This window comes from Collimonas fungivorans (genome assembly GCF_028292705.1).
Taxonomy (GTDB): Bacteria; Pseudomonadota; Gammaproteobacteria; order Burkholderiales; family Burkholderiaceae_D; genus Collimonas; species Collimonas fungivorans_B.
In genome coordinates, this window is record NZ_JAQGLV010000235.1 from 1 (window position 1) to 25262 (window position 25262).

The following is a 25262-nucleotide window of genomic DNA, read 5'->3' on the forward strand; positions in this document are numbered from 1 at the left end:
TTGCTGGATTGCCAGCGCGTGGTGCAGATCGGCTTGCGCGGCACCGGCTATACCGCGGAAGATTTCGACTGGTGCCGCGACCAGGGTTTCAAGGTGGTGCAGGTGGAAGAGTGCTGGAACAAATCGCTGGCGCCGCTGATGGAAGAAGTGCGGACCCGCCTGGCCGGCGGCCCGGTCTACCTCAGCTTCGACATCGACGGCATCGACCCGGCCTATGCGCCCGGCACCGGCACCCCGGAAATCGCCGGCCTGACCGTGCCGCAGGCGCTGGAAATCATCCGCGGCGCCTGGGGCCTGGACATCGTCGGCGCCGACCTGGTCGAGGTATCGCCTCCTTACGACCCGGTCGGCACCACTGCCCTGCTGGGCGCCAACCTGGCGTATGAAATGCTGTGCGTGCTGCCGGGCGTGCCGCGCCGCTAGATACTACGCTTATTCATCGTCGCGCCACGGAATGGTCCATTCCTCGCCGCGCACCGTCGTGATGTATTCCGGCCAGCGGTACTGGTGCGGCACCTTGAAATCTTTCGGCAGCAGCGGCGCCTGCCAGTCGCTGCCGCCGATGCCGCCACCGGTGCGCTGCCTGAATTCATCGCCGGCAGCCTGCAACAGCGCCGGATTAGAGAACAGGTCGATCAAGGTGGCGGCGATGGTCTTGGCGGCGGACTGGATCATCGGATCGATGGTGGCCGGAATTCCGCCCAGCGCATTCGCTACCCAGTCCGGATACACGAAACCGCGCGGCGCGGCCAGCATCGGCCGCGCTACGTACAGGCGCACGGTCGGGCAATGCCAGGTGTAGTCGGTGTAATCGTCCGAGGTCAGGTATTTCTGCCAGGCCGGCATTTGCTTGCGCAGCTCGCGCTCGCAGTCTTCCGGGTCGATCAGTTCTTCGGTAATCGCCAGGAATGGTTTTTCCATCGGCTCGTGGCCGAGATTGCGCTGGATTTCCTGCGCGATGCGGATCGCCTCCCCATTCCATCTGGGCGGCCCGGCCAGCACCATGTTGTCGTAAGTGGCGCGCGCCATCACGTGATTCGGCAAACCGCCGCGCGATTTGCTGACCCAGGTTTTCTTCCACTCGCAAAACGTCGCCTTGGCCGCGGCATCGGCATTGTTGTCCATCACCTGGCTGATGATCTCGGCCTGTTCAATGGAATCGGTGCGCAGCATGAAATTGATTTGCGAGACATGCGGCGTCAGGTTGTCGGCGGTGGCCTGGCCGGCGCACAGGATCGCTTCATTGAAACTCCACAGGCCGGTGGCCGGCAGCATCGAGCGGCGCAGGCTCTCGTTGAGATTGTAGAACAGCACCAGCGCATCGCTGGCGCCGGGCGCGCGCGCGGCCAGGTGGTTTTGCGGGATCGGGCTGAACTTGTCGGCGGCGATCCAGTTTTCCGGCGCATCGCAGGTGAAGGTGTAGATATAGTTGTAGCCGACGCCGCAGTGGGCGTCCCAGACCGTGGTGTTGCAGAGCGGCAGCATGTAGGTCGGATGGAAACTCACCGCTGCGTCGAGCGTATCGTAATAACCCTTGGCGGCGTGGATCGGTTTCGAGGCGCGCAGTTTTTCGGCCGGCTCGCCAAACACCTTGAGCGTGCCCTGGATGCCGAATTTCAGCATGGCGTTCTGCGCCGCCAGCGCGCCGCCGAGCGCGCTGATGCCCAGCGCCGAATGAGGATCGGTATGGCCCGGCGCGTATTTCGACAAACCCGCGCGCGGTTCTTTCCTGGTCGAGGCCGCCTGGCAGTTGCCGGGCACCGCATCGTATTCGGCATAGGTGGCGATGGTGGGGCCGTCGCCGTTCTTGAACGTGGCGACAAAGGCGGTCGGCATGCCGCCGCTGCCGGTTTCGACCTCGAAGCCGTATTCGCGCAGTTTGGCGACATACCAGGCACAGGACTTGTATTCGCGGAAAGCCGGTTCGGCATAGTGCCAGATGGTCTGGTGCCAGTCGGACAGCTGGCGGGCGTTGTCGCTCACCCAGTCAAGCGCATTTTGTTTTGCTTCGGTAGTCATGGTCGTCTCCGGGTTAGTAGCTGCGGTAGCTGCCGATGCATACTAATCACGATGCGCGCCATGCCATAATTAACGGTCATCTGTTTTGTCGATAACGCCCTGCTTCATGGCTGCTCTATGACCCTGGAAAACCTGCTGGTATTCGCCACTATCGCCGACTGCGGCAGCCTGTCGGCGGCGGCGCGCCGCCTGGGCAAGGCGCAATCGACGGTCAGCACCGCGCTGGCCAACCTGGAAGTGGACATGGGCACGCGCTTGTTCGAGCGCGATTTACACCACCTGGCCCTGACCGCCGACGGCGCCGTGCTGCTGGGTTTTGCCCGTTCGACGCTGACCGCGGCCGGCAACCTGGAACGCAAGGCGCACAGCCTGAGCGCCGGCCACGGCCATCGCTTGCGGCTGGGCATCGACCAGGCCTTGCCGCTGGCCCGCAGCCATGCCTTGTGCGCCGAGCTGGAACGGCGTTTCCCGCAGCTGCAGCTGGAACTGTTCCGCCCCACCAGCATCGACGCCACCGACCTGATGCGGCGCGGTTTGCTGGATATTGCGATTGCAGTCACGGTCGATCCCATGCCGAGCGATTTCAACGCCTGTTCGCTGGGCCAGCTGCAATTCGTGCCGGTCGCCGCCGCGGAACACGCACTGGGCCGCCTGCCGCTGGTGCATAACAGCGACCTGGCGCAGCACCGGCAGTTGCTGGCGTCCAGCCGCGACGGCGGCGACGCTTCCATCTTCGGCCGCTACAGCGAAATCATGTGGCGCATCGAAAGCCCGGAATTGCTGCTGGACCTGCTCAGGCGCGGCATGGGCTGGGCTTTCCTGCCGCTGCATGCGATGCAGGAAAACGGCGTCCGCGACGGCCTGAAAATCCTGGCGCATGAATACCAGGAACCGGCTTTCCTGAAAAGCGTCGACCTGATCTGGAGCAAGCAGGAGCAGCAAAGCGAGGCCGCGCGCTGGCTCAGCGGCGATCTCGAATGGGCCCGCTCGGTGGTGCCGTCCTGACGGATTTATTGGAGTGAAGTAAGTGCCCGCACTCTGATACAACTAGCTGCTACCTGTATCTCTGCTTGAATTCGCGCGGACTGACACCCTTGGCGGCGCGGAACTGGCGGTTGAAATGGGCCAGGTTGCGGTAGCCCGCTTCCTGGGCAATCACGCCTATCGCCTTGTCGGTCTGGATCAGTTGCTGACAGGCGCTGCCTATGCGCAACTGGGCCAGGTATGCGGTCACGGTCAACTGCGTGTGGCGCTTGAAGAAGCGGTGGAAAGCTCCCACCGACAATGCCGCGCGCTCGGCCAGCAGCTCGACCGGCAGCGCCGTCTGGAAATGCGCATGCATGTAATCCAGCACCCGCCCCATGCGCTGGCGCTGGGTATCCACCGCAATCGAAGCAGAAGCCACCGAGGCCAGCGGCTGCGCCTGTTCATCTTGCGCCAGCAGCAACAGCAGTTCCAGCAACAGCGGCAGGCGCTGCGCCGGTCCCAGTTTCTCCATGCGCAGCATCAGCGGCCTGACACGGGCCGCCGCCGCGGCCGAGAATTGCAATCCCCTGTCGGCCCGCTTGCCCAGTTGCAGCAAGCCGCCCAGTTCCGGCAAGCTGGTTTGCAGCTGCACCAGCCAGTCGCGCGAAAACCAGACCACTATCGCCAGCATCTGCTGCCCGGGCGCGATCCGTTCGCTGGCCGACCAGGTATGCGGCAGGTTCGGCCCCAGCAATATCAGGTCGCCGTCGGTGAAATCGGCCAGGTGGTCGCCCACATAACGCTGACCGCGCGCGTTCAGGGTCAGGGTCAGCTCGAACTCCGGATGGTAATGCCAGAGAAACGGCAGCTCCGGCAATTCGCGCCACAGCAGTTGCCAGGAATGGCCGGGAGACAGGGTGAGATGCTCGTATTGCGGTCGCATTCTGACCTTCCGATGGATGATTACATCAGAATAGTACCAATAAGCGGCAGTTGGGCGAAATCGGGCGGCGCCCGGAGGCAGAGAATCGAGCTGCAATCAAACCAAGCCCAGCCGACAACACCCATCCGGAGACCTTCATGAACCAGCCTTACGCCGCCGCCAAGCAAGCCCTCGGCAATCCATCCGTGCTCTACCCCGACCAGGAGCAGCTGCGCGACATACGGAAAACCCTGCCGCTGCGAGTATTGTCGGCCGCCGATTTCCAGCACTGGCAAACCTACGGCTACGTCATCGTCAAGCAGGCGGTCAGTGCCGAGCAGGTACAGCGCACGGTTGACTTCCTGTGGGAATTCCAGGAGCTGGACCGCAATGCGCCGGAAGCCTGGAACCGGGCCCAGCTGCGCGACCATGAAATGAAGGAGCTGAACGGTTCCGGCATGGTCGAGGCCTATCACCACCAGACCTTCTGGGACAACCGCCAGACGCCGCGCATCGTCGACGCCTTCGTCGATATCTGGGACCGCGAAGACCTGTGGGTAACCATAGATCGCGCCAACCTGAATACGCCGAACCAGGGCGCGCGCCGTTTTGGCGGCTTCATCCACTGGGACGCCGATACCTCGCTGGAACCGCTGCCGGTGAATGTGCAAGGCGTGCTGGCGTTATCGGATACGACACCGGAAGGCGGCGGTTTCCAATGTATTCCCGAGCTGTTCAAACATTTCGCCGAGTGGCGCAAGACCGCGCCCAAGGATCGCAACCCGTGGCGCCCGGAGGTGGAATCGCTGCCGTGGCAAGTGCAGTTCGTGCCGATGCAGGCGGGCGACCTGCTGATTTTCAACAGCCTGCTGGCGCACGGCATCCGCCCCAACACCTCGGCCCACCAGGTGCGGCTGGCGCAGTACATCGCATTCACGCCGGCGCGCGAAGAGGAAGCAGAACTGCGGGATTGGCGGCTGACAAGCTGGGAGCAGCGCACGCCGCCGGAGAGTTATGCCTTTCCCGGCGATCCGCGCGAATGGGAAAAGACCCGTTATCCCTTGGCGCAGCTGAGCGAACTGGGCGAGAAAATCCTGGGCAAGAAACCCTGGTAAGCCCCGGCGCTTATTCGCTAGGCGTCAGCGCCAGGCTGTTGTTGCGTTCGATCGAGGCCGACCACAAGGTCAAACCCAGCGCCGCCACCACTACCACCACGCCGACGTAAGGCAAGGTGGTCAGCTGGAAACCGGCGCTGATCGCCATGCCGCCGAACCAGGCGCCGCTCGCATTGCCGAGGTTGAAAGCGCCCTGGTTCAGGGTCGACGCCAGGTTAGGCGCAGCGCTGGCGCGTTCCACCACCAATACCTGCAGCGGCGGCACAATCGCAAACGCCAGCACGCCCCAGATAAAGATCGTGATCACGGCCGGCAACGGCGTGCGCATGGTCAGGGTGAATACCGTCAAGACGATCGCCAGCGCCACCAGGAAACCGATCAGCGACGGCATCAGGCGCCAGTCGGCCAGCTTGCCGCCGAGCGCGCTGCCCACCGTCAGGCCCAGGCCAAACACCAGCAGCACCAGCGTCACCGCGTGCGGCGTCAATCCGGTGACGTCTTCCAGGATCGGCGTGATGTAGGTGAATACCGAAAACAGGCTGGCCGAAGCCAGTGCGCTGATCGCCAGCACCATCAATACCTGCTTGTCCTTGAGCACCGCGAACTCCTGCAGCAGGCTGGTCTTTTGCATCTCGATTTTCTTCGGCAGCCAGAGCGCCAGCGCGATTGCCGCCAGCACCCCGATCACGGTCACCGCCCAGAACGTTGAGCGCCAGCCCAGCTGCTGGCCGAGGGCGGTGCCGAACGGCACGCCCAGTACGTTGGCCAGGGTCAGGCCGGCAAACATCAGGGCGATCGCCTGCGCGCGCCGGTTGGGTGCCACCAGCCCGGCCGCCACCACCGAGCCGATGCCGAAAAACGCGCCGTGGCAGAACGCCGTCACCACCCGCGCCAGCATCAGCACCGCATAATTGGGTGACAAGGCGCACAGCACATTGCCGATGATGAACAAGCCGATCAGGCTCAGCAGCGCCGTCCGGCGCGGCATATTGGCGGTGGCGATGGCCACGATCGGCGCCCCTATCGTCACGCCCAATGCATAACCGGTCACCAGCATGCCCGCCGCCGGGATGGTCACCCCCAGGTCGCGCGCGACGTCGGGCAGCAAGCCCATGATGACGAACTCCGTCGTACCGATGCCGAAAGCGGCAACAGCGAGGGCAAATAGGGGTAAAGACAGCATGATGATCGTCCGGAAATGGAACCGCCGAACAGCAGGAAAGCGCGGCGGTCTGAGGCGCGCACCGGGGCCATGGTGCGAAGCAACATTATATCAACGGCGGTTTGTTTGTGTTAGCGCTACCAGATTTTGCGCAAGAAATGCCACCGCTGCTGGGAAAAGTGTTGGATTTTTGCGATAAAACCGCGACCCCGGCGCGGACTCATTGCACGGCAAAAACTGCAATCTCCACGCGCCGGTTTGGCAACAGGCAGCGGATCAGGGCTTCCTTGGCCAGGTTGTCGCTGCATTGGGTCACCGGCTCCTGAGCTCCCAGGCCGAGCGCCTTGATCCGCGCGGCCGGAATGCCGTAGCTGACCAGCACATCTTTCACTGTCGTCGCGCGGCGGATCGACAGGTTCAGGTTATAGCTGTCGCTGCCCAGGCGGTCGGTATAACCGCGTACTTCGATCCTCGCAAAACGGCTCTGCGCCAGCCGCTTTGCCAGCGCCGCCAGCTGCGCCCGGCCTTGCGGCAGCATTTGCTGCAGGCTGGCTTGGTCGAACCGGAATAGCGCATCGGCCGAGATGCGCTCGATCTTCGGACGCTCGTACTGGGCTGGCGGCGGCGCTGGCACCGGCGCCGGCTGCACAGCGACCGGAATCCAGTAGCCCTTGGTCCAGCGCGGCTCCGCACGATGGCTGCGTTCCCAGTAACCCTTTTGCCAGGCGAAACCGGTGCGGGGCGGCGGCGGCACGGCTTCATAACGGGGCGGCGGCGCATCGAAACGCTCCCAGTGATCCTGGCCGTGGGCGTCGGGACGCCAGGATGGATCTTGCTGAACCTGGACTTGCACCTGATATTGGGATTGCGGATATTGCGCCGGTTGCGCAAGTGCGGTGTTGCCGGCGGCGATGATGCCGGCGCCGCCGATGGAGAGTAAAAAAATCTTGCCGATACAGGTTTTCATGGCCTTGCCCTCGCAGTAAGTAACTGGGGGGTATTAAACCGGCAATGGCCATCGGCAGGCGTGCTGACGATGTAATTTTAGTAACGTTTTGTTATCAGATCCCACCCATGCACAAGTACTTGATCACCTGGTAATCCTCGATCCCGTATTTCGATCCTTCGCGCCCCAGGCCCGATTGCTTGACGCCGCCGAACGGCGCCACCTCATTCGAGATCAGGCCGGTGTTGATGCCGACCATGCCACTTTCCAGGCCTTCGGCAATGCGCCAGATGCGGCCGATATCGCGCGAGTAGAAATAGCTGGCGAGGCCGAATTCGGTATCGTTGGCCAGCGCCAGCACTTCGTCGTCGGTCTTGAAGCGAAACAGGGGCGCCATCGGGCCGAAGGTCTCTTCGCGCGCCACCATCATGTCGGCGGTGACGTCGGCCAGCACGGTCGGCTCGAAGAAGCTCTGGCCGAGCGCATGACGCTTGCCGCCGGCCAGGATGCGCGCGCCTTTCGATACCGCATCGGCGATATGCTGTTCAACCTTGGCGACTGCCTTCTGGTCGATCAGCGGGCCTTGCGTGACGCCTTCTTGCTGGCCGTCGCCGACTTTCAGCTTGGCCACCGCAGCCACCAGTTTTTCGGCGAAAGCATCGTAGATGCCGTCTTGCACATACAGGCGGTTGGCGCAGACGCAGGTCTGGCCGGCGTTGCGGTATTTGGAAGCCATGGCGCCTTCCACCGCCGCATCCAGGTCGGCGTCGTCGAACACGATGAACGGCGCGTTGCCGCCCAGTTCCAGCGACAGTTTCTTGATGGTGGCGGCACACTGTTCCATCAGCAAACGGCCGACGCCGGTCGAGCCGGTAAACGTCAGCTTGCGCACCACAGGGTTGCTGGTCATTTCCGCGCCGATTTCACGCGCGGAGCCGGTGACCACGCTGAACACGCCGGCGGGAATGCCGGCGCGCTCGGCCAGCACCGCCAGCGCCAGCGCCGAGAACGGCGTCGATTCGGCCGGCTTGAGCACCATGGTGCAGCCTGCCGCCAGCGCCGGGCCGGCCTTGCGGGTGATCATCGCGGCCGGGAAATTCCACGGCGTGATCGCGGCGCAGACGCCGATCGGTTCTTTCACCACCACAATCCGCGAACCCGGCGATGGCGAGGGAATGGTATCGCCGCCGGCGCGCTTGCCCTCTTCCGCAAACCATTCGATGAACGAAGCGGCGTAGGCGATTTCGCCCTTGGCCTCGGCCAGCGGTTTGCCTTGTTCGACGGTCATGATCAGCGCCAGGTCATCCTGGTTGGCCAGCATCAGGTCGTTCCATTTGCGCAGCACGATGCTGCGTTCCTTGGCGGTCTTGCGCCGCCACTGGCGCCAGGCTTGATCGGCGGCGGCGATCGCGCGCTTGGTCTCGGCGACGCCCATCAGCGGCACGCTGCCTATGGTTTCGCCGGTGGCCGGATTGGTCACTGGATGGGTGGCGCCGCTGTCGGCGCCGCACCACTCGCCGTTGACATAGGCTTGCTGACGGAACAATGAAGGATCTTTTAATTGCATCATGGGGTGACTCCTATGAACATTGAAGACACGCATACCAGGTTGCGATATGCGTGCTGAGAAGCAGTGCTCTGCAAGCGGCTAGAATTTGGCGAGCGCCTTGTTGCGTCCGCGTATCCATTCCAGCACCAGCAGCAGGCAGGTGGAAAACACGATCAGGATGGTGGCTAGCGCGGCGATGGTCGGGCTGATGTTTTCCTTGATGCCGGTAAACATCTGGCGCGGCAAGGTGGCTTGGCCGGGGCCTGCTACGAACAAGGTTACCACTACATCGTCGAACGAGGTGGCGAAGGCGAACAAGGCGCCGGAAATCAGCCCGGGCGCAATCACCGGCAGGGTAATCCGGAAAAAAGTAGAGAGCGGATTGGCGCCCAGGCTGAGGCTGGCGCGCACCAGGTTCTGGTTGAAGCCTTGCAGCGTCGCCAGCACCGTGGTCACCACGAACGGCGCGCCGAGCGCCGCATGGGCCAGGATCAGGCCGGTATAACTGTCGGACAGGCCGATCTGCGCAAAGAACAGATAAACGCCGACGCCGACCACCACCACCGGTACCACCATCGGCGAAATCAGCACCGCCATCAGCAAACCCTTGCCGTGGAAATCCGCCTTGTTCAGGCCAACCGCCGCCAGGGTGCCGAGCACGGTCGCCAGCAAGGTCGCCAACGGCGCCACGATGAAACTGTTTTTGGCGGCGCTGACCCATTCTTCCGACTGCACCAGGTTCTGGTACCAGCGCATCGAAAAGCCATGGATCGGATACACCAGGAAAGTGCTGTCGCTGAACGACAGCGGAATGATCACCAGAATCGGCAGCAGCAGAAACAGCAGCACCAGCAGGTTGAAGCCGCGCGAAAAGAAAAACCAGGCGCGTTCGGCTAGCGAGACATAGGGAGGAAATTGCGGAAATATTTTCATCTGATCACCCCATCGCCACGTCGTTCTTGGTAAAGCGGCGATACACGCCATACAGCACCAGCGTCGCGGCAAACAGCAATGCCCCCAGCGCGCAAGCCATGCCCCAGTTGATCGTGACATTGGTGAAATAGGCGATGTAATAACTCACCATCTGCTCATTCGGCCCGCCCAGCAGCGCCGGCGTAATGTAGTAGCCGACCGACAGGATGAACACCAGCAAGGCGCCGGCGCCAATGCCCGGATAAGTCTGCGGCACATACACGCGCCAGAACGCGGCGAACGGATGGCTGCCGAGCGATACCGCGGCGCGCAGGTAGGTCGGCGGGATCGCCTTCATCACGCTGTACAGCGGCAGGATCATGAACGGCAGCAGGATGTGGGTCATGGCGATATACACGCCGATGCGGTTGAACAGCAGCTCCAGCGGCGCCTGCGTCAGGCCGCTCACCATCAGCGCCTTGTTGACCAGCCCTTCCGACTGCAGCAATACGATCCAGGCTGCGACCCGCACCAGGATCGAAGTCCAGAACGGGATCAGCACCAGGATCATGAACAGGTTGGCGCGCCGCTCCGACATGGTCGACAGCCAGTAAGCCAGCGGATAACCGAGCACCAGGCAAGCCAGAGTAGCGACCAGCCCCATCCAGAACGTGCGGCCGAAAATCTTCTGGTACACCGAGGCGCTGGGATCGGCCTTTTCGATATGGCCGAACGCGTCCTGCTTCAGGTCCAGCGCCGCCAGCAGGTAGTACGGCGAATACGGCGCGCCGTTCTTGGCGATCGCCTGCCAGTAAGGCAGCTGGGCCCATTGTTCATCGATATCGATCAGCGCCTGCTTGATTTGCGCGGGCGGCAGCGGCTTGCCGTCGGCATCCAGCAAAGGTAAGGCGCGCGCGGTTTTCATGATGATCGAACGGGCGCCGGAAATTTCCGAATTGAGGCGGCGCGCCAGCGAGCCGGCGGCGCTGTTTTCCTTGGCTTGCAACAGGTCGCCGGCCAGTCCGGCATAAGCTGCATCGGGCGGTGCGCTCTTGCGGTCCCAGTTGCTCAATGCGGCGACGGTGTGCGGCAATGTGGTAGCGATTTCCGGGTTCTCCACCGCGCGCTTGAGCAGCATGGCGATCGGCACCAGGAAAGTCAGCAGCAGGAAAATCGCCAGCGGCGCGATCAAGGCCAGCGCGGCGGCGCGCTTGCGGAACTGGGCCTGGCGCAGTTCGCGCTTGAGCTGTGAATTCTGCGGTAGTGCGGGCGGCGCCGTGGCAGAACCGATGCCGGCAGATGCAATAGAAGTCATGGTGTTCCGCGTGAACCAAATAGTGAATTGCAAAGAACCGCCGCAAGCCAGATTCGCAAAGGCTTGCGGCCATACCGGTCTTGTTACTTGGCGGCCCAGGCAGTGAAACGCTGCTCCAGTTCTTCGCCATGGTCGGTCCAGAACGACAGGCTCAGTTGCAAGGCGTCTTTGGCGTTGCCCGGCGAGGTCGGCAAATTAGCCAGCACTTTCGGATCGAGCAGCTTGAGCGCCTGGTTGTTCACCGGGCCATAGGAGATATTGCTGGCGTAAGCCTTTTGCGAATCCGGCTTGCTGGCGAAGGCGATGAACTTTTCGGCGTCGGCCTTGTTCGGCGTGCCCTTTGGAATCACCCAGAAATCCAGCGTGTAAATGCTGCCGATCCAGCTCACCTTCAGGTTCTTGCCTTCCCGCTGTGCGGCGTCGATGCGGCCGTTGAAAGCGGTCGACATCACGACGTCGCCAGCCACCAGGAATTGCGGCGGCTGGGCGCCGGCTTCCCACCACTGAATATTCGGCTTGAGTTCGTCCAGCTTCTTGAAGGCGCGGTAGACGCCGGCCTTGGCGCCAAGCAGTTTGTATACGTCTTTCGGCGCCACGCCGTCGGCCATCAGCGCAAATTCCAGCGTATATTCAGCGCCCTTCTTCATGGCGCGCTTGCCGGGGAATTTTTTGGTGTCCCAGAAATCGGCCCAGGTCTTCGGCGCGGTCTTGAGCTTGTCGGCATCGTAGGCCAGCACGGTCGACCAGACGAAAGCGCCGACGCCGCATTCATGGATGGCGGCAGGGCTGAAATCGGCCTTGTTGCCGATCTTGCTGAAGTCGATCTTTTCCAGCAGTCCTTCTTCGCAAGCGCGGCCGATATCGCCGGCATCGACTTCGACTACATCCCAGCTGACTTTCTTGGCTTCGACCATGGCTTTGACCTTGGCCAGTTCGCCGTTGAATTCGACCACCGTGATCTTGTCGCCGCTAGCCTTGGCGTAAGGATCGATATAAGCCACCTTCTGCGCCGCGCCGTTGGCGCCGCCGAAATTGACCACCGTCAGGGCTGCCGCCTGCGCCATGCCTACTGCGGCCAGCGCCAATACAACGCTGGTAAAAACAGGTTTGAATATCGACTTCATCACGTCTCCTCGGGATTTAATAACAAGTGCGAACAAATACGAACAAGTGCGGAAAATTTTCAGATGAAAATGCGCAGGTGCTTGGGATCTATGTCCAATGCAACCTCTGTGCCTTCGTATAACCCGGCCAATGCCGGATCGTTCAGGGAAAGCTTGACGAAGCAGTCGTCCTGCTGCGGGATTGCGCAACGCACCCGGACATGATCGCCGAAATAGATCAGGCTGCTGACGCTGACGCGCAAAGCCTGTTGCGGCCCATCGGCCAGCGGCAGCAGGTGGATCCGTTCCGGCCGGATGCAGGCGACTACCTGCCGGCCGACTTCGGCCTGGTTGGCATTGAGGCCGCTCAGCAAGCCGCCGTGCGGCAAACGCACTGTGCCGTTGCCGCCTTCGCTGGCCGCCAGCACACCGTTGAAGCGGTTGTTGTCGCCGATAAAACCGGCGACGAACTGGTTTTCGGGATATTCGTAGAGACGGTCGACCACCGCCAGCTGCTGGATGATGCCCTGGTCGAAAACGGCGACGCGATCCGACATGGTCAGCGCTTCGCTCTGGTCATGGGTGACGTAGACAAACGTCACGCCGAGCCGCTTGTGCAGGGCTTTCAGTTCCAGCTGCATGTGTTCGCGCAGCTGCTTGTCGAGCGCGCCCAGCGGCTCGTCCATCAGCACCAGCTTGGGATCGAACACCAGCGCCCGCGCCAGCGCGATGCGCTGCTGCTGGCCACCGGACAGCTGGGCCGGATAACGGTCGCCGAACTTGCCCATCTGCACCATGTCCAGCGCTTTCTTGACCTTGTCGGCGCGTTCGCTGCCGCTGATGTTGCGCACTCGCAGCGGATAGGCAACGTTCTGCGCCACCGTCATGTGCGGGAACAGCGCGTAGTTCTGGAACACCATGCCGATGTTGCGTTTATGCGGCGGCACCTTGTTGAGCAGCTGGCCGTCCAGGCGGATTTCGCCGCCGGTGGGGAATTCGAAGCCGGCCAGCATCATCAGGCAGGTGGTCTTGCCGGAACCAGAAGGGCCGAGCAAGGTCAGGAACTCGCCGCGCTGGATATCCAGGTTGAGGTTCTTGACGACCAGGTTTTCGCCGTCATAGGTTTTCTTGACGCCCGAAAACTGCACCAGGATGTCCGGCGCACCTGGCTTGTCGGCAACTTCCTTGGACACCAAAGGCAAGTGGGTGGCGATATTTTCTTGCTTCAACTCATTCTCCCGACAAGTTTCAAGCCGCGGCAACGGTGCGCATCGCTGCGCTCAGGATGGCGAGCGCCTCATCCATCAAGTTATCCTCTATGGTCAGCGGAAACAAGAAGCGGATCGCATTACTGTAGACCCCGCAGCTCAACAACAGCAAGCCGTTTTTGAGGGCCTCGGCCTGGACCTTCTTGGTGAACTCGGCATCCGGCTGGCGCGTGCTGGGCTGCAGGAATTCCACCGCCACCATCGCCCCCAGGCCGCGGATGTCGGCAATCTGCGGGATCTCGGCGCGCAAGCCTTCCAGCACCTGTTTCAGCTTGGCGCCGAGCAAGTTGGCGCGCTCCACCAGTTGTTCTTCTTCAATCACGTCCAGCACCGCCAGCGCGGAAGCGACCGCCAGCGGATTGCCGGCGTAGGTGCCGCCCAGGCCGCCGGGCGCCGCCGCATCCATGATCTCGGCGCGGCCGCACACGGCCGACAAGGGCATGCCGCCGGCCAGGCTCTTGGCCATCGTCATCAGGTCCGGGATCACGCCGGAATGTTCCACTGCGAACAACTTGCCGGTACGGGCAAAACCGGTTTGCACCTCATCCACCACCAGCAAGATACCGTGCTCATCGCACAAGGCCCGCAGCGCCTGCATCAGGGCCGGTGGCGCAGCGTAGAAACCGCCCTCGCCTTGCACCGGTTCCAGGATGATGGCGGCGACGCGTTTAGGGTCGACGTCGGCCTTGAACAGCATTTGCAACGCCGCCAGCGAGTGTTCCACGCTGACGCCATGCAGTTCGATCGGGAACGGCACGTGGTAGACCTCGGCCGGGAACGGCCCGAAACCGACCTTGTACGGCACCACTTTGCCGGTCAGCGCCATGCCCATCATGGTGCGGCCGTGGAACGCGCCACTGAATGCGATCACGGCGCTGCGGCCGGTGGCGGCGCGGGCGATCTTGACGGCGTTCTCTACCGCTTCGGCGCCGGTCGAGAAGAAAGTGGTTTTTTTGGCATGGTCGCCGGGCGTGATGGCGTTGATGCGCTCGGCCAGTTCGACATAACTGGCGTAGGGCACGATCTGGTAGGCGGTGTGGGTGAATTTGCCGAGCTGCTCCTGGATCGCCGCCACCAGTTTCGGATGGCGGTGGCCGGTGTTGAGGACAGCAATGCCGGCGGCAAAGTCGATGAAGCGGCGGTTTTCGACATCCCAGATTTCAGCGTTGAGCGCGTGCGAGGCATAAAAATCGCACATGACGCCGACGCCGCGCGGAGTGGCGGCATTTTTCCGTTGATGCAGTGCGGCGTTGGTGTTGGTGTTTGCTACAGCGACAGCCGCAGCTGCGTGATATCCGTCGTTTTTCATCTTGGCTCCTGGATTCGATATGCGTTTTTTGTACAAGCTTTGATGCATACTAAGGCCGAGCTGGATCTATAATATAGTGCCACTTTCAGTTTTCTAATGGAGCCACTTTGCGCATCGCCTCGCTCACCGATTTTTTGCTGATGCGTATAGAGCGTGGCGCCAGACCGGCCAAGGGCGCCGCGGCGCCGCTCAACCGGCAGATTTACCAGGCCATCCGCGAAGCCATCCTGTCGCAGCTGCTGCCGTCCGGCTGGCAACTGCCCTCCTCGCGCGACCTCGCGCGCGAACTGGCCATATCGCGCAATACCGTGACCTATGCCTATGAGCAGCTGATCGCCGAAGGCTACCTGGAAACCCGCGCCGGTTCCGGCACCTTCATCGCCGACACCACGCCCGACCAGATTCCCGAAGTGCGCCTGAACACGCCACCGCTGACCGATCCCAGCGGCCAGTCGGAACTGTCGGCCCATGGCGCGTTGCTGATCCAGCAAGCCGGCGTCAGCGATTTGCAATGGGGACCTTTCATGCCGGGCGTGCCGGACGTCACCCTGTTTCCGAACAAGATCTGGAGCCGCTTGCAAAACAAGCACTGGCGCCGTTCACGCGCCGAGTTGCTGACCTATGGCGACGCCGGCGGCTACCTGCCGCTGCGCGAAGCAGTGGCCGAATACCTGCGCATCGCACGCTCGGTCAATTGCACCGCCAACCAGGTGATCATCACTACCGGCATCCACCAGTCGCTCGATATCGTGGTCAAGCTGCTGGGCGAGCACGGCGACAGCGCCTGGGTCGAAGACCCGTGCTACTGGGGCACCCGCAGCGTGCTCAACTCGCTCGGCATCAAACCGGTGGCGATCCCGGTCGACGCCGAAGGCATGCGCATGCGCTTGGCTAACCTGCGCCAGCCGCCGCGCTTCATCTGCGCCACGCCGTCGCACCAGTATCCGCTGGGCATGGTGATGAGCCTGTCGCGGCGGCGCATGCTGCTCGAGTACGCGGCAACCCGCAAGGTCTGGATCATCGAAGACGACTACGACAGCGAATTCCGCTACGGCAGCCGGCCGCTGGCATCCTTGCAAGGCATGGATACCGACGACCGCGTGCTGTACATGGGCACTTTCAGCAAGACCATGTTTCCCAGCCTGCGCATCGGTTTCATGGTGGTGCCGGAAGCGCTGGCGACGGCGTTTGCGATCGGCGTCTCCGAGCTGTACCGCGGCAGCCAGGTGTTCATGCAGGCGGTCATGGCCGACTTCATGACCGAAGGCCATTTCGCCTCGCACATCCGGCGCATGCGGGTCCTGTATGCCGAACGCCTGCACTTGCTGCAAGCCGCGATCGAACGCCATTTCGGCGACCGCATCACGCTCACCGGCGGCGAAGCCGGCCTGCACCTGGCGCTGGGCCTGCCGGAGCAATGCGACGACCTCGCCATCAGCCGCGCGGCGCGCGCCGAAGGCATCGTGGCGCGGCCGCTGTCGCGTTATTTCATGAACGCCGGCGCCAGGCACCAGGGCTTGCTGCTGGGTTATGCCTGCGTGCCGAATGAGCAGATAGCGCCGGCTTTCGACAAGCTGGCGGCGATTATAAAAGCCCACTGGAAATGATTTTTAGCCAAGGAGATTGCATGAAGAAGCTTATTGTCACACTGGCGCTAACCGCGGCAGCCGCCTCGGCCTCGGCCCAGAGCGCGCCGTCGCGGCTGGACGAAGTCGTCAAATCGGGCAACCTGCGGGTGTGCATGACCGGCGATTACAAGCCGTTTACGTTTTTCAAGAGCGACAACAGTTTCGAAGGCATCGATGTCGACCTGGCGCGCTCGCTGGCCAAGGCGCTCGGGGTCGAAGCGCGCTTCGTCAAAACCAGCTGGACCAACCTGACCGGCGATTTCCTGGAGAAGTGCGATATCGCCATGGGCGGCGTATCGGTGACGCTGGAACGGCAAAAGAAGGTATCGTTTTCGGCCCCGCACATGGTGGATGGCAAAGCCGCGATTGCGCGTTGCGCCGATGCTGCAAAATTCCAGTCGCTGGCGGCGATCGACCAGCCGTCCACGCGCGCCATCGTCAACCCGGGCGGCACCAACGAGCGTTTCGCCCGCGCCAGCTACAAGCAGGCGCAGTTGATCCTGCACCCGGACAACGTCACCATCTTCGACCAGATCGTGCAGGGCAAAGCCGATGTGATGGTGACCGACGCCAGCGAAACCCTGTGGCAGGCCAAGCTGCATCCGCAGCTATGCTCGATCCGTCCGGACCAGCCGCTGCAGTTCTCGGAAAAGGCGTTCATGCTGCCGCGCGGCGATGTGCCGTTCAAGGAGTTCGTCGATACCTGGATGCACCAGCTGAAGGCGACCGGCGACTATGACCGGGTGGTCAACCAGTGGCTCAAGTAAGCTGTTAACTAAGCTGCAAGGTAAGTGGCCAGATCAGCCCTGCTTGCTGGCCGCCTGCTGCGCGGCAAGCTTGCTCTTCTTGATCGATTTCAGATGGGCGGCGACGGCCGTCGCCAGCTGGCGCGCCCACAGGGAGACGCCGCTGGCCGACGGATGGTAGCCGTCGGACGCCATCAGGGCGCGGTCGTTGATGTCGATCAGGATAGGCACCCGCGTCACCCGCAAGTGGCCGAGGTCGGCCGGCAGTTCGGCAATCAGCTGCTCCACCGTTTCATCCAGCGCCTTGGCTTTCAGGCCCAGCACGTAACGCAGGGGTTCCGGCAGCGCCGGAAAGGCATGGATCGGCGGAATCCCGGATATCACGATCAGGCGCGGGTCCAGGTGCGACTGCAAGTCGCGCATCAGTTGCAGCAGCTCGGCCCGGTAGCGGCGGCAGGAGCGGAAGGCGGTGGTGTCGTTGACGCCGAAAGCGATCAGCACGATATCCACTTTTTGCGACGCCACCTGCGGCAGCATGGTCTTGACGGCATCGCTCAGGGTGGCGCCGTTTTCGCCGACCGCCTGCCAGGTCACGGTTCGCTGCAGGCGCATCGCCAGCGCCGCGGCAAACTGGCCGGTAATCGCTTCGTAATGGGTGGCGACGCCGACCCCGGCTACCGGCGACTCGCCGATAGTCAGCAAGGCCAGCGGCCGCTGCGGCGGCTCCGTGCTGCCGGCGATCTGGGCCTGGCCGATGGTCGGTCCCATCGCTTCCGGCAGGCGTGGCGTGATGCGGCGCGTGCGACGGCCTTGTATCAGCAGCCATGGCAAGAGCGGTAATGCGATCAGTTCCGGCAACCAGCGGCGCACGTCATGTCTCCTTGATTTTTGCTATCGTCACAGATCAAACTGTTTATATGATTTTGCTCAACGGCAAACAATTATAGTGGTTACTGTCCTTAAATTCACTCTATCTTCAAGCCTTTTAACTCTGGCTTGGCCGGCGGCGGCTTCAGTTTCAGGTCGGCCAGGGTTTCCAGCAGGATGCTGGCGATCGCCAGGTTGCGGTGGGTCTTGGAATTGGCCGGGATCACATACCAGGGCGCGTGGTCGGCATCGGTCGCCTGGATCGCCTTGCCGAACAATGCCTGGTATTTATCCCAGCTTTTACGCTCTTCCAGGTCCTGCATGTCGAATTTCCAGTGTTTGGCCGGATCGTCGATGCGTTCCTGCAGGCGGTTGCGCTGCTCGTCTTTGGAGATATGCAACAGGCACTTGATGATGGTGGTGCCGGTTTCGGCCAGCATTCTTTCGAAATCGCGGATCTGGGCGTAGCGGCGCTCGCATTCGGCGTCGTCGATCCAGTCGTGCACGCGGGTGATCAGCACGTCTTCATAATGGCTGCGGTTGAAGACCACGATCTCGCCCTGCTGCGGCACCTGCTGGTGCACCCGCCACAGGTAATCGTGGGCGCGCTCGATGGTGCTGGGCGCCTTGAAGTTGGCAATCTGGATACCCTGCGGATTGATCAGGTTGAACACCCCTTTTACGGTGCCGTCCTTGCCGCTGGTGTCGGTGCCCTGCAACACCACCAGCACCTTGTGCTGCTGGCCGGCATACAGCATTTCCTGCAGCACGGCGATTTCCGCCGCCAGCGCGGCTACCTGCTCCCGGTCCTTGATCTTGTCGCCGCTGGACAGCGGCTTCTGCTCGGCGTCGGCATCCTTGATCTTGATCTGCTTGCCGGCGCGGAACTGCTTGCATGCTTTCATTGCTTTCTCCGATGACCTTGGGAAGGTATTGCGGCTGCGGGCTACAGGATGCCGTGCAGGTTGCCCAGCGCATGCTCGATCTTGATGCAGCTATCCATCTCCACCTGGATGCCATTAGCGCGTGCCTTGGCGGCCGCGGCTTCGTTGACGATGCCGAGCTGCATCCAGACGCAGCGGGCGTCGATCATGATCGCCTCGCCGACGACAGGAGGGATGTCTTCCGCCTTGCGGAAACAATCGACGATATCGATTTTCTGCTTGTCCGCCGCCAGCGCCTTGGCGGCGTCGAACAGGTTGGCGTAGCAGGGCTCGCCCAGGATCTGGGCGCCGACGTGCATCGGATTGACCGGGATGATGCGGTAACCGCGTTCCTGCATGTAGCGGGCTACGCCGTAGCTCGGCCGGTCCGGTTTGGTGGACAGGCCGACGATGGCGATGATCGGATTGGCGGCGTTGGGTACGGGAGCGGATGTGTTTGGCATGGGTAGGGAAATCGTCTTGTCAGCCTAAGGGAAATCCTCGTGCACTTTGCATGATCTTACCGCGAGAACCTGATTTTCTGCCAGCCACCCCAGCCATGCGCTACTTGGCGAAGTAAGTAGCGTATATCTTGTCGTAGCTGCCGTTGCTGTGCAAGGTTTTCAACGCGCCGTTGATCTTTGCCAGCAGGTCGGTATCCGCCGGCCGCACCGCGATACCGTAATATTCTTTTTCAAACTTGTCGCTTTCGATCAGCTTGAAACCCTTGTCCTTGTTGAATTTCAGGTGGTTCGCCACCGCGCCATTATCGCCCACGGCCGCATCCACGCCGCCGTTGTCCACTTCCTTCAGCAGCAGCGGCAAGCTTTCGAAACGCACCAGCGCATTGCTGGTTTTACCAAGCATTTTCTGCATGATGGTGTCGGCGCTGGTACCGGCGGTGACGCCGACCCGGTGCGCCTGTTTCAAATCGTCCGGGCTGCCGATGTTTTTACCCGGCGACACCAGGATGACCTGCTTGGCCTCGAAATACGGATCGGAGAAGAGCATGCTTTGCTTGCGTTCGTCGGTAATCGTGACGCCGGAAGCGATGATGTCGATGTCGGCGTTGGCCAGGGTGGAGAAAATCCCTTCCCACGGCGTATTCACCCAGACAATCTTGATGCCCGCCTGGTCTGCCACCGCCTGCATGATGTCGACATCGAAACCGACGATCTTGCCGCTGGTGTCTACCGAGCCGAACGGGGCGAACGCGGCATTCATGCCGACCCGGTAAACCTTGGGCGTAGGCGCGGTGTTGGCAGGTTTTTCGCAGGCGCACAGGCCGATTGCCAGCAAGGCGACGGTCAGGAAATGCAGCAGCCGGATTTTCATTTTGTCTTCTCCATTTTTACAGGCAGCAGATGCCCGCACTTTTAAGCCATCTTAGTGGAAGACCCCGGTGGCGTCATTAAAAAGCAGGATGACAAATGATAAAGATTGTGAGGCCGGACAACAAAAAAGCAGCCGAAGCTGCTTTTTCTTGTTGCCATCCGAACTGGTGCGAACTGGCGATTAGCTGCCGGATCAGCGTCCTTTTTGACGCAATTTTGCAATCGCCGCCAATTGCGCAATCGCTGCCGACAACTCGGACTGTGCTTTTGCGTAATCGATCAGGGATTCCTTGTTGGTCAGCGCTTCTTCAGCGCGGCGCTTGGCTTCGCTAGCCTTCGCTTCGTCCAGGTCGGCGCCGCGGATCGCAGTGTCAGCCAGAACGGTAACGTGGTTCGGCTGCACTTCCAGCAAACCGCCGGCAACGAACACGAACTCGTCCTGCGCCTGGCCTGCCACCTTGATCCGTACCGCGCCCGGCTTGATGCGCGTGATCAGCGGGGTGTGACGAGGATAAATCCCCAGCTCGCCCGACTCGCCCGGCAACGCGACGAATTCGGCTTCGCCGGAGAAGATCATCTCTTCCGCGGAAACAACGTCTACGTGAATAGTGTTTGCCATCTTAAACCCTTTGTTGTCCATGAAGTCACTAACGGGAAGCGCAGGAGCCGCTCAGCTGCGGCAACTCCGGCGCTTGCCGGTTAGCCGATCTTCTTGGCCTTTTCGATTGCTTCTTCGATCGTGCCGACCATGTAGAACGCTTGTTCCGGCAGGTGATCGAGTTCGCCGCTGGCGATCATCTTGAAGCCCTTGATCGTGTCCTTCAGCGAAACGTATTTACCTGGCGAACCGGTAAACACTTCAGCAACGTGGAAAGGCTGCGACAGGAAACGCTGCATCTTACGTGCACGCGCAACCAGCAGCTTGTCTTCCGGAGCCAGTTCGTCCATACCCAGAATCGCGATAATGTCGCGCAATTCCTTGTAGCGTTGCAGGATACCTTGCACGGCACGGGCGGTTTCGTAATGCTCCTGGCCGACCACTTGCGGATCCAGCTGACGCGAAGTCGAATCGAGTGGATCAACCGCTGGGTAGATACCGAGCGAAGCGATGTCACGCGACAGCACAACGGTGGAATCCAAGTGAGCAAACGTGGTTGCAGGCGACGGGTCGGTCAAGTCATCCGCAGGAACGTAGACGGCCTGGATCGATGTGATCGAACCGGTTTTTGTCGATGTAATACGTTCTTGCAGCTGGCCCATTTCCGAAGCCAGCGTAGGCTGGTAACCCACGGCGGAAGGCATACGGCCCAGCAGCGCGGAAACTTCCGTACCGGCCAGTGTGTAACGGTAGATGTTATCGACGAAGAACAGCACGTCTTTACCTTCGTCACGGAAGCCTTCAGCGATCGTCAGGCCGGTCAGCGCAACGCGCAGACGGTTACCTGGCGGTTCATTCATCTGGCCGTAGACCATCGCCACTTTGGATTTTTCCGGATTTTCCAGATCGACCACTTTAGCGTCAGCCATTTCGTGATAGAAGTCGTTACCTTCACGAGTACGTTCACCGACACCGGCAAACACCGACAAGCCGCTGTGCGCCTTGGCGATGTTGTTGATCAGTTCCATCATGTTCACGGTCTTGCCCACACCCGCGCCGCCGAACAGACCAACTTTACCGCCCTTGGCGAACGGGCAAACCAGGTCGATCACCTTGATGCCGGTTTCCAGCAATTCCTGCGATGGCGACAGTTCGTCGTAGGCAGGAGCTTTGCGGTGGATCGAGGCAGTGGTTTCGTGGCTTACCGGACCGCATTCGTCGATCGGGTTGCCCAGCACGTCCATGATGCGGCCCAGTGTTGCTTTACCGGTCGGCACCATGATTGGCTGGCCTGTGTTCTTGATTGTCATGCCGCGGCGCAAACCGTCGGATGTACCCAGCGCAATGGTACGGACTACGCCGTCGCCCAGCTGTTGTTGTACTTCCAGCGTCAGTTCCGAGCCATCCATCTTCAAGGCATCGTAAATCTTAGGCATCGCGTCACGGGGAAACTCAACGTCCACCACAGCGCCGATACACTGAACGATTTTGCCATCAGCCATTTTCGTTCCTTCAATATATAAAATAAATTTCTGTTAAACGCAGTTTGCGTTACACCGCAGCAGCACCGGCGACGATCTCGGACAATTCCTTGGTGATCGCTGCCTGACGCGTCTTGTTGTAGACCAGTTTCAGTTCGCCGATCACGTTACCCGCGTTGTCGCTGGCCGACTTCATCGCCACCATGCGCGCCGATTGCTCGGACGCCATGTTTTCTGCGACAGCCTGATAAATCAGCGCTTCCACGTAACGCACCAGCAATTCATCGATGACGCTTTGCACATCCGGCTCGTAAATGTAGTCCCAGGAATGCGAACCTTCTTTATCGGCCTCAAGACGATCGCTCGACAGCGGCAGCAACTGCTGCAGCATCGGCTCTTGCTTCATCGTGTTGATGAACTTGGTGTACACCAGATAAACCGCGTCCAGGCGACCTTCCTGGTAAGCGTCGAGCAGCACTTTGACTGGCCCGATCAGCTTGTCCAGATGCGGCGTATCGCCCAGTTGCACGGCATGCGCAACGACCTTGGCGCCGATCCGGTTGAGAAAACCCAGACCCTTGTTGCCGATCGCTACTGCCTGAACCTTGTTGCCTTGTCCTTCCAGCTCACGCAGTTTCGCGGTCAGCAAACGCAAGGAGTTGGTGTTCATGCCGCCGCACAGACCTTTGTCGGTCGTTACAACGATGAAACCAACGTTCTTGGAGTTGTCCTGCTTCACCATGAACGGGTGCGTGTACTCTGGATTGGCTTGCGACAAGTTAGAAGCGATATTACGAATCTTGTCACTGTAGGGACGTGCCGCACGCATCCGGTCCTGCGCCTTGCGCATTTTGGATGCAGCGACCATTTCCATCGCCTTGGTGATCTTCTTCGTATTTTCTACGCTCTTGATCTTGCTGCGTATCTCTTTACCTGTAGCCATTCCGTGCTCCAGTTAAATTAAGCCACGAACGATTTTTTGAAATCAGCAACGGCGGTAGACAATGCAGCTTCACCATCTTTGTCGAGTTGCTTGGTTTCTTCGATCTTTTGCAGCAAAGGCGCGTGGCTGGTCTTCATGAAGTTGTGCAGGCCGCTTTCGAACGGCAGTACCTGCTTGACTTCGATGCTGTCCAGGAAGCCCTTGTTGACCGCGAACAAAGTCACAGCCATCAGCGAGATCGACAACGGCGAGTATTGCGCTTGCTTCAGCAGTTCGGTAACGCGGGCGCCGCGGTCCAGCTGCTTGCGGGTCGCTTCGTCGAGATCGGAAGCAAACTGCGCAAACGCAGCCAGTTCACGATACTGCGCCAAGTCGGTACGGATACCGCCGGACAGGTTCTTGATGACTTTGGTCTGAGCAGCGCCACCAACGCGCGATACCGAGATACCAGCGTTGATCGCAGGACGGATACCGGCGTTGAACAACGAAGTTTCCAGGAAGATCTGACCGTCGGTAATCGAAATCACGTTGGTCGGAACGAAGGCGGAAACGTCGCCAGCCTGGGTTTCGATGATCGGCAAAGCAGTCAGCGAACCAGTCTTGCCCTTGACTGCACCCTTGGTGAAATCTTCGACGTACTTTTCGTTCACGCGTGCTGCGCGTTCCAGCAAACGGCTGTGGAGGTAGAACACGTCGCCAGGATAAGCTTCACGGCCTGGTGGGCGGCGCAGCAGCAGCGATACCTGACGGTATGCAACAGCTTGCTTGGACAGATCGTCATACACGATCAGCGCATCTTCACCGCGGTCACGGAAATATTCGCCCATTGCGCAGCCGGAGTAGGCCGACAGGTATTGCATCGCAGCCGACTCGGAAGCCGATGCAGCAACCACGATGGTGTATTCCATGGCGCCGTGTGCTTCCAGCGAGCGCACGATGTTCTTGATCGACGATGCTTTTTGACCGATGGCGACATAGATACATGTCACGTCCTGGCCCTTTTGATTGATGATCGCATCGATCGCAACAGCGGTCTTGCCGGTCTGGCGGTCGCCGATGATCAGTTCGCGCTGGCCGCGGCCGATCGGCACCATCGAGTCAATCGACTTGATGCCGGTCTGCATTGGCTGCGAAACGGATTGACGGGCAATAACGCCTGGCGCGATTTTTTCAATCGGCGCTGTCAGCTTGGTGTTGACCGGACCCTTGCCGTCGATGGGCTGGCCCAGTGCATTCACTACACGGCCGCGCAGTTCCGGACCGATAGGCACTTCCAGGATACGGCCGGTACATTTGACTGTATCGCCTTCGGAAATGTGTTCGAAGTCGCCCAGGATAACGGCGCCGACCGAGTCGCGCTCGAGATTCAGCGCGAGGCCGAAGGTATTGCCCGGGAATTCCAGCATCTCACCTTGCATCACGTCAGACAGACCATGGATACGGCAGATACCGTCGGACACGGAAATAACCGTGCCTTGATTGCGAATTTCAGCAGTATCGCCAAGGCCTTGAATCCGGCTCTTGATCAGTTCGCTGATTTCAGACGCGTTGAGTTGCATATAAACTCCTAAAATTTTTCTCGTTGCTCACGCAGTTACGTAAATACGCAGGGGTCTCAGGCAGCCAAAGCCGCATGCAGCTCTTGCAGCTTGGCGCGTACCGAGGTGTCGAACACTTCGTCGCCGACTACTACGCGTACGCCGCCGATCAGCGAGTTATCCACAGTTACCGATGGGTTCAGCTTGCGGCCGAACTTCTTTTCCAGTGTTGCGATCAGATCTTTCACTTGCGCTTCGGTCATTTCAAAAGCACTGGTGATCTCGGCATCGGCAGCGCCTTCTTGTGCATTCTTCAGCACTTGAAATTGCTCTGCGATTTCCGGCAAGGCGACCAGGCGGCCGTTGTCAACCAGCGTCGCGACGAAGTTCTTGGCTTCGGCGTTGGCTGCCTGCGGCGACTTCAACAGCGCCAGGAACGTATCCGCGACCTGCTGCTGCGAGACGGCCGGATTGTGGGCCAGCGCCTTGACATCGGAATGGACCGCTACCTGGCCCATTTCGGCAACCAGATTCGCCCACGCAGCCAGGTCTTGCGACTTGGCTACACGGAACAGCGCTTCTGCATAAGGACGAGCAATCGTTGCAAGTTCAGCCATG

24 protein-coding genes are annotated in these 25262 nt (G+C 60.9%); 5 read left to right on the forward strand and 19 right to left on the reverse strand.

Annotated elements, in window-relative coordinates; genetic code table 11:
* Positions 1-423, forward strand: a 423-nt coding sequence (locus JWQ61_RS13380; protein ID WP_304360961.1) for an arginase family protein, incomplete at its 5' end; no start/stop codon positions are given.
* A 9-nt stretch (positions 424-432) separates the two neighbouring features.
* Here the strand turns inward: JWQ61_RS13380 and JWQ61_RS13385 are convergent.
* Entirely contained in the window at positions 433-2019 is a 1587-nt protein-coding gene (locus tag JWQ61_RS13385; protein WP_304360962.1) for an amidohydrolase, read from the reverse strand.
* A gap of 117 nt (positions 2020-2136) precedes the next feature.
* Here JWQ61_RS13385 and JWQ61_RS13390 point away from each other — a divergent pair, with 117 nt between their 5' ends.
* Positions 2137-3024, forward strand: a complete 888-nt coding sequence (locus tag JWQ61_RS13390; protein WP_304360963.1) for a LysR family transcriptional regulator — start codon at positions 2137-2139, stop codon at positions 3022-3024.
* 49 nt (positions 3025-3073) lie between these two features.
* Here JWQ61_RS13390 and JWQ61_RS13395 read toward each other — a convergent pair whose 3' ends face one another.
* Positions 3074-3928 (reverse strand): AraC family transcriptional regulator, encoded by an 855-nt coding sequence (locus JWQ61_RS13395; protein WP_304360964.1) that lies wholly within the window; start codon positions 3926-3928, stop codon positions 3074-3076.
* A gap of 137 nt (positions 3929-4065) precedes the next feature.
* On the opposite strand from JWQ61_RS13395, the gene JWQ61_RS13400 reads away from it, so the two are divergent.
* Entirely contained in the window at positions 4066-5022 is a 957-nt protein-coding gene (locus JWQ61_RS13400; protein WP_304360965.1) for a phytanoyl-CoA dioxygenase family protein, read from the forward strand.
* Positions 5023-5032: 10 nt separating this feature from the next.
* Here the strand turns inward: JWQ61_RS13400 and JWQ61_RS13405 are convergent, their stop codons facing one another.
* The 8 genes from JWQ61_RS13405 to gabT form a co-directional block, all read right to left on the reverse strand.
* Positions 5033-6202: an MFS transporter gene (locus tag JWQ61_RS13405; protein ID WP_304360983.1), complete on the reverse strand. Its 1170-nt coding sequence runs from the start codon at positions 6200-6202 to the stop codon at positions 5033-5035.
* A gap of 202 nt (positions 6203-6404) precedes the next feature.
* Positions 6405-7151, reverse strand: a complete 747-nt coding sequence (locus JWQ61_RS13410) for an OmpA family protein (protein WP_304360966.1) — start codon at positions 7149-7151, stop codon at positions 6405-6407.
* A gap of 94 nt (positions 7152-7245) precedes the next feature.
* Entirely contained in the window at positions 7246-8700 is a 1455-nt protein-coding gene (gene gabD, locus JWQ61_RS13415) for an NADP-dependent succinate-semialdehyde dehydrogenase (protein ID WP_304360967.1), read from the reverse strand.
* A gap of 78 nt (positions 8701-8778) precedes the next feature.
* Positions 8779-9612, reverse strand: a complete 834-nt coding sequence (locus JWQ61_RS13420; protein WP_304360968.1) for an ABC transporter permease — start codon at positions 9610-9612, stop codon at positions 8779-8781.
* A gap of 4 nt (positions 9613-9616) precedes the next feature.
* Positions 9617-10906: an ABC transporter permease gene (locus tag JWQ61_RS13425; RefSeq protein WP_304360969.1), complete on the reverse strand. Its 1290-nt coding sequence runs from the start codon at positions 10904-10906 to the stop codon at positions 9617-9619.
* Between the two features lie 83 nt (positions 10907-10989).
* The gene (locus JWQ61_RS13430; protein ID WP_304360970.1) at positions 10990-12030 is read right to left on the reverse strand and encodes an ABC transporter substrate-binding protein; all 1041 of its coding nucleotides are present in this window, start codon (positions 12028-12030) and stop codon (positions 10990-10992) included.
* Positions 12031-12089: 59 nt separating this feature from the next.
* A complete protein-coding gene (locus tag JWQ61_RS13435; protein WP_304360984.1) occupies positions 12090-13211 on the reverse strand; it encodes an ABC transporter ATP-binding protein in 1122 nt (373 codons plus the stop codon).
* A gap of 46 nt (positions 13212-13257) precedes the next feature.
* Entirely contained in the window at positions 13258-14586 is a 1329-nt protein-coding gene (gene gabT, locus JWQ61_RS13440) for a 4-aminobutyrate--2-oxoglutarate transaminase (RefSeq protein ID WP_304360971.1), read from the reverse strand.
* Between the two features lie 107 nt (positions 14587-14693).
* Here gabT and JWQ61_RS13445 point away from each other — a divergent pair, with 107 nt between their 5' ends.
* Both JWQ61_RS13445 and JWQ61_RS13450 read left to right on the forward strand, forming a co-directional pair.
* Positions 14694-16193 (forward strand): PLP-dependent aminotransferase family protein, encoded by a 1500-nt coding sequence (locus JWQ61_RS13445; protein ID WP_369684900.1) that lies wholly within the window; start codon positions 14694-14696, stop codon positions 16191-16193.
* Positions 16194-16213: 20 nt separating this feature from the next.
* The gene (locus JWQ61_RS13450; RefSeq protein WP_304360972.1) at positions 16214-16981 is read left to right on the forward strand and encodes a transporter substrate-binding domain-containing protein; all 768 of its coding nucleotides are present in this window, start codon (positions 16214-16216) and stop codon (positions 16979-16981) included.
* Between the two features lie 33 nt (positions 16982-17014).
* Here the strand turns inward: JWQ61_RS13450 and JWQ61_RS13455 are convergent, their stop codons facing one another.
* From JWQ61_RS13455 to JWQ61_RS13495, 9 genes are all read right to left on the reverse strand, one after another.
* On the reverse strand, positions 17015-17830 hold the full coding sequence (locus JWQ61_RS13455; RefSeq protein WP_304360973.1) for an SGNH/GDSL hydrolase family protein: 816 nt from the start codon (positions 17828-17830) through the stop codon (positions 17015-17017).
* Positions 17831-17925: 95 nt separating this feature from the next.
* Entirely contained in the window at positions 17926-18732 is an 807-nt protein-coding gene (locus JWQ61_RS13460) for a polyphosphate kinase 2 family protein (RefSeq protein WP_304360974.1), read from the reverse strand.
* Between the two features lie 41 nt (positions 18733-18773).
* Positions 18774-19214: a CoA-binding protein gene (locus tag JWQ61_RS13465; RefSeq protein ID WP_304360975.1), complete on the reverse strand. Its 441-nt coding sequence runs from the start codon at positions 19212-19214 to the stop codon at positions 18774-18776.
* Between the two features lie 100 nt (positions 19215-19314).
* The gene (locus JWQ61_RS13470) at positions 19315-20085 is read right to left on the reverse strand and encodes a basic amino acid ABC transporter substrate-binding protein (protein WP_304360976.1); all 771 of its coding nucleotides are present in this window, start codon (positions 20083-20085) and stop codon (positions 19315-19317) included.
* Positions 20086-20277: 192 nt separating this feature from the next.
* Positions 20278-20703: a F0F1 ATP synthase subunit epsilon gene (locus tag JWQ61_RS13475; RefSeq protein ID WP_041743818.1), complete on the reverse strand. Its 426-nt coding sequence runs from the start codon at positions 20701-20703 to the stop codon at positions 20278-20280.
* Between the two features lie 80 nt (positions 20704-20783).
* The gene (gene atpD, locus JWQ61_RS13480) at positions 20784-22184 is read right to left on the reverse strand and encodes a F0F1 ATP synthase subunit beta (protein WP_014008363.1); all 1401 of its coding nucleotides are present in this window, start codon (positions 22182-22184) and stop codon (positions 20784-20786) included.
* Between the two features lie 49 nt (positions 22185-22233).
* Positions 22234-23106, reverse strand: a complete 873-nt coding sequence (gene atpG / locus JWQ61_RS13485) for a F0F1 ATP synthase subunit gamma (RefSeq protein WP_014008364.1) — start codon at positions 23104-23106, stop codon at positions 22234-22236.
* A gap of 17 nt (positions 23107-23123) precedes the next feature.
* On the reverse strand, positions 23124-24665 hold the full coding sequence (gene atpA / locus JWQ61_RS13490; RefSeq protein ID WP_304360977.1) for a F0F1 ATP synthase subunit alpha: 1542 nt from the start codon (positions 24663-24665) through the stop codon (positions 23124-23126).
* 56 nt (positions 24666-24721) lie between these two features.
* Positions 24722-25261, reverse strand: coding sequence for a F0F1 ATP synthase subunit delta (locus tag JWQ61_RS13495; RefSeq protein WP_014008366.1), 540 nt, complete (start codon positions 25259-25261; stop codon positions 24722-24724).
* Between the last annotated feature and the right edge of the window lies 1 nt (position 25262).

What these genes read in the sequence shown, in the direction of transcription:
- gabT (WP_304360971.1), bottom strand. Translation starts at nt 14,586, where the DNA reads ATGAAAAACGACGGATATCACGCAGCTGCGGCTGTCGCTGTAGCAAAC.
- JWQ61_RS13410 (WP_304360966.1), bottom strand. Translation starts at nt 7,151, where the DNA reads ATGAAAACCTGTATCGGCAAGATTTTTTTACTCTCCATCGGCGGCGCC.
- JWQ61_RS13460 (WP_304360974.1), bottom strand. Translation starts at nt 18,732, where the DNA reads ATGAAAGCATGCAAGCAGTTCCGCGCCGGCAAGCAGATCAAGATCAAG.
- atpD (WP_014008363.1), bottom strand. Translation starts at nt 22,184, where the DNA reads ATGGCTGATGGCAAAATCGTTCAGTGTATCGGCGCTGTGGTGGACGTT.
- JWQ61_RS13475 (WP_041743818.1), bottom strand. Translation starts at nt 20,703, where the DNA reads ATGGCAAACACTATTCACGTAGACGTTGTTTCCGCGGAAGAGATGATC.
- JWQ61_RS13395 (WP_304360964.1), bottom strand. Translation starts at nt 3,928, where the DNA reads ATGCGACCGCAATACGAGCATCTCACCCTGTCTCCCGGCCATTCCTGG.
- JWQ61_RS13425 (WP_304360969.1), bottom strand. Translation starts at nt 10,906, where the DNA reads ATGACTTCTATTGCATCTGCCGGCATCGGTTCTGCCACGGCGCCGCCC.
- gabD (WP_304360967.1), bottom strand. Translation starts at nt 8,700, where the DNA reads ATGATGCAATTAAAAGATCCTTCATTGTTCCGTCAGCAAGCCTATGTC.
- JWQ61_RS13400 (WP_304360965.1), top strand. Translation starts at nt 4,066, where the DNA reads ATGAACCAGCCTTACGCCGCCGCCAAGCAAGCCCTCGGCAATCCATCC.
- JWQ61_RS13470 (WP_304360976.1), bottom strand. Translation starts at nt 20,085, where the DNA reads ATGAAAATCCGGCTGCTGCATTTCCTGACCGTCGCCTTGCTGGCAATC.
- atpG (WP_014008364.1), bottom strand. Translation starts at nt 23,106, where the DNA reads ATGGCTACAGGTAAAGAGATACGCAGCAAGATCAAGAGCGTAGAAAAT.
- JWQ61_RS13465 (WP_304360975.1), bottom strand. Translation starts at nt 19,214, where the DNA reads ATGCCAAACACATCCGCTCCCGTACCCAACGCCGCCAATCCGATCATC.
- atpA (WP_304360977.1), bottom strand. Translation starts at nt 24,665, where the DNA reads ATGCAACTCAACGCGTCTGAAATCAGCGAACTGATCAAGAGCCGGATT.
- JWQ61_RS13385 (WP_304360962.1), bottom strand. Translation starts at nt 2,019, where the DNA reads ATGACTACCGAAGCAAAACAAAATGCGCTTGACTGGGTGAGCGACAAC.
- JWQ61_RS13420 (WP_304360968.1), bottom strand. Translation starts at nt 9,612, where the DNA reads ATGAAAATATTTCCGCAATTTCCTCCCTATGTCTCGCTAGCCGAACGC.
- JWQ61_RS13495 (WP_014008366.1), bottom strand. Translation starts at nt 25,261, where the DNA reads ATGGCTGAACTTGCAACGATTGCTCGTCCTTATGCAGAAGCGCTGTTC.
- JWQ61_RS13430 (WP_304360970.1), bottom strand. Translation starts at nt 12,030, where the DNA reads ATGAAGTCGATATTCAAACCTGTTTTTACCAGCGTTGTATTGGCGCTG.
- JWQ61_RS13390 (WP_304360963.1), top strand. Translation starts at nt 2,137, where the DNA reads ATGACCCTGGAAAACCTGCTGGTATTCGCCACTATCGCCGACTGCGGC.
- JWQ61_RS13450 (WP_304360972.1), top strand. Translation starts at nt 16,214, where the DNA reads ATGAAGAAGCTTATTGTCACACTGGCGCTAACCGCGGCAGCCGCCTCG.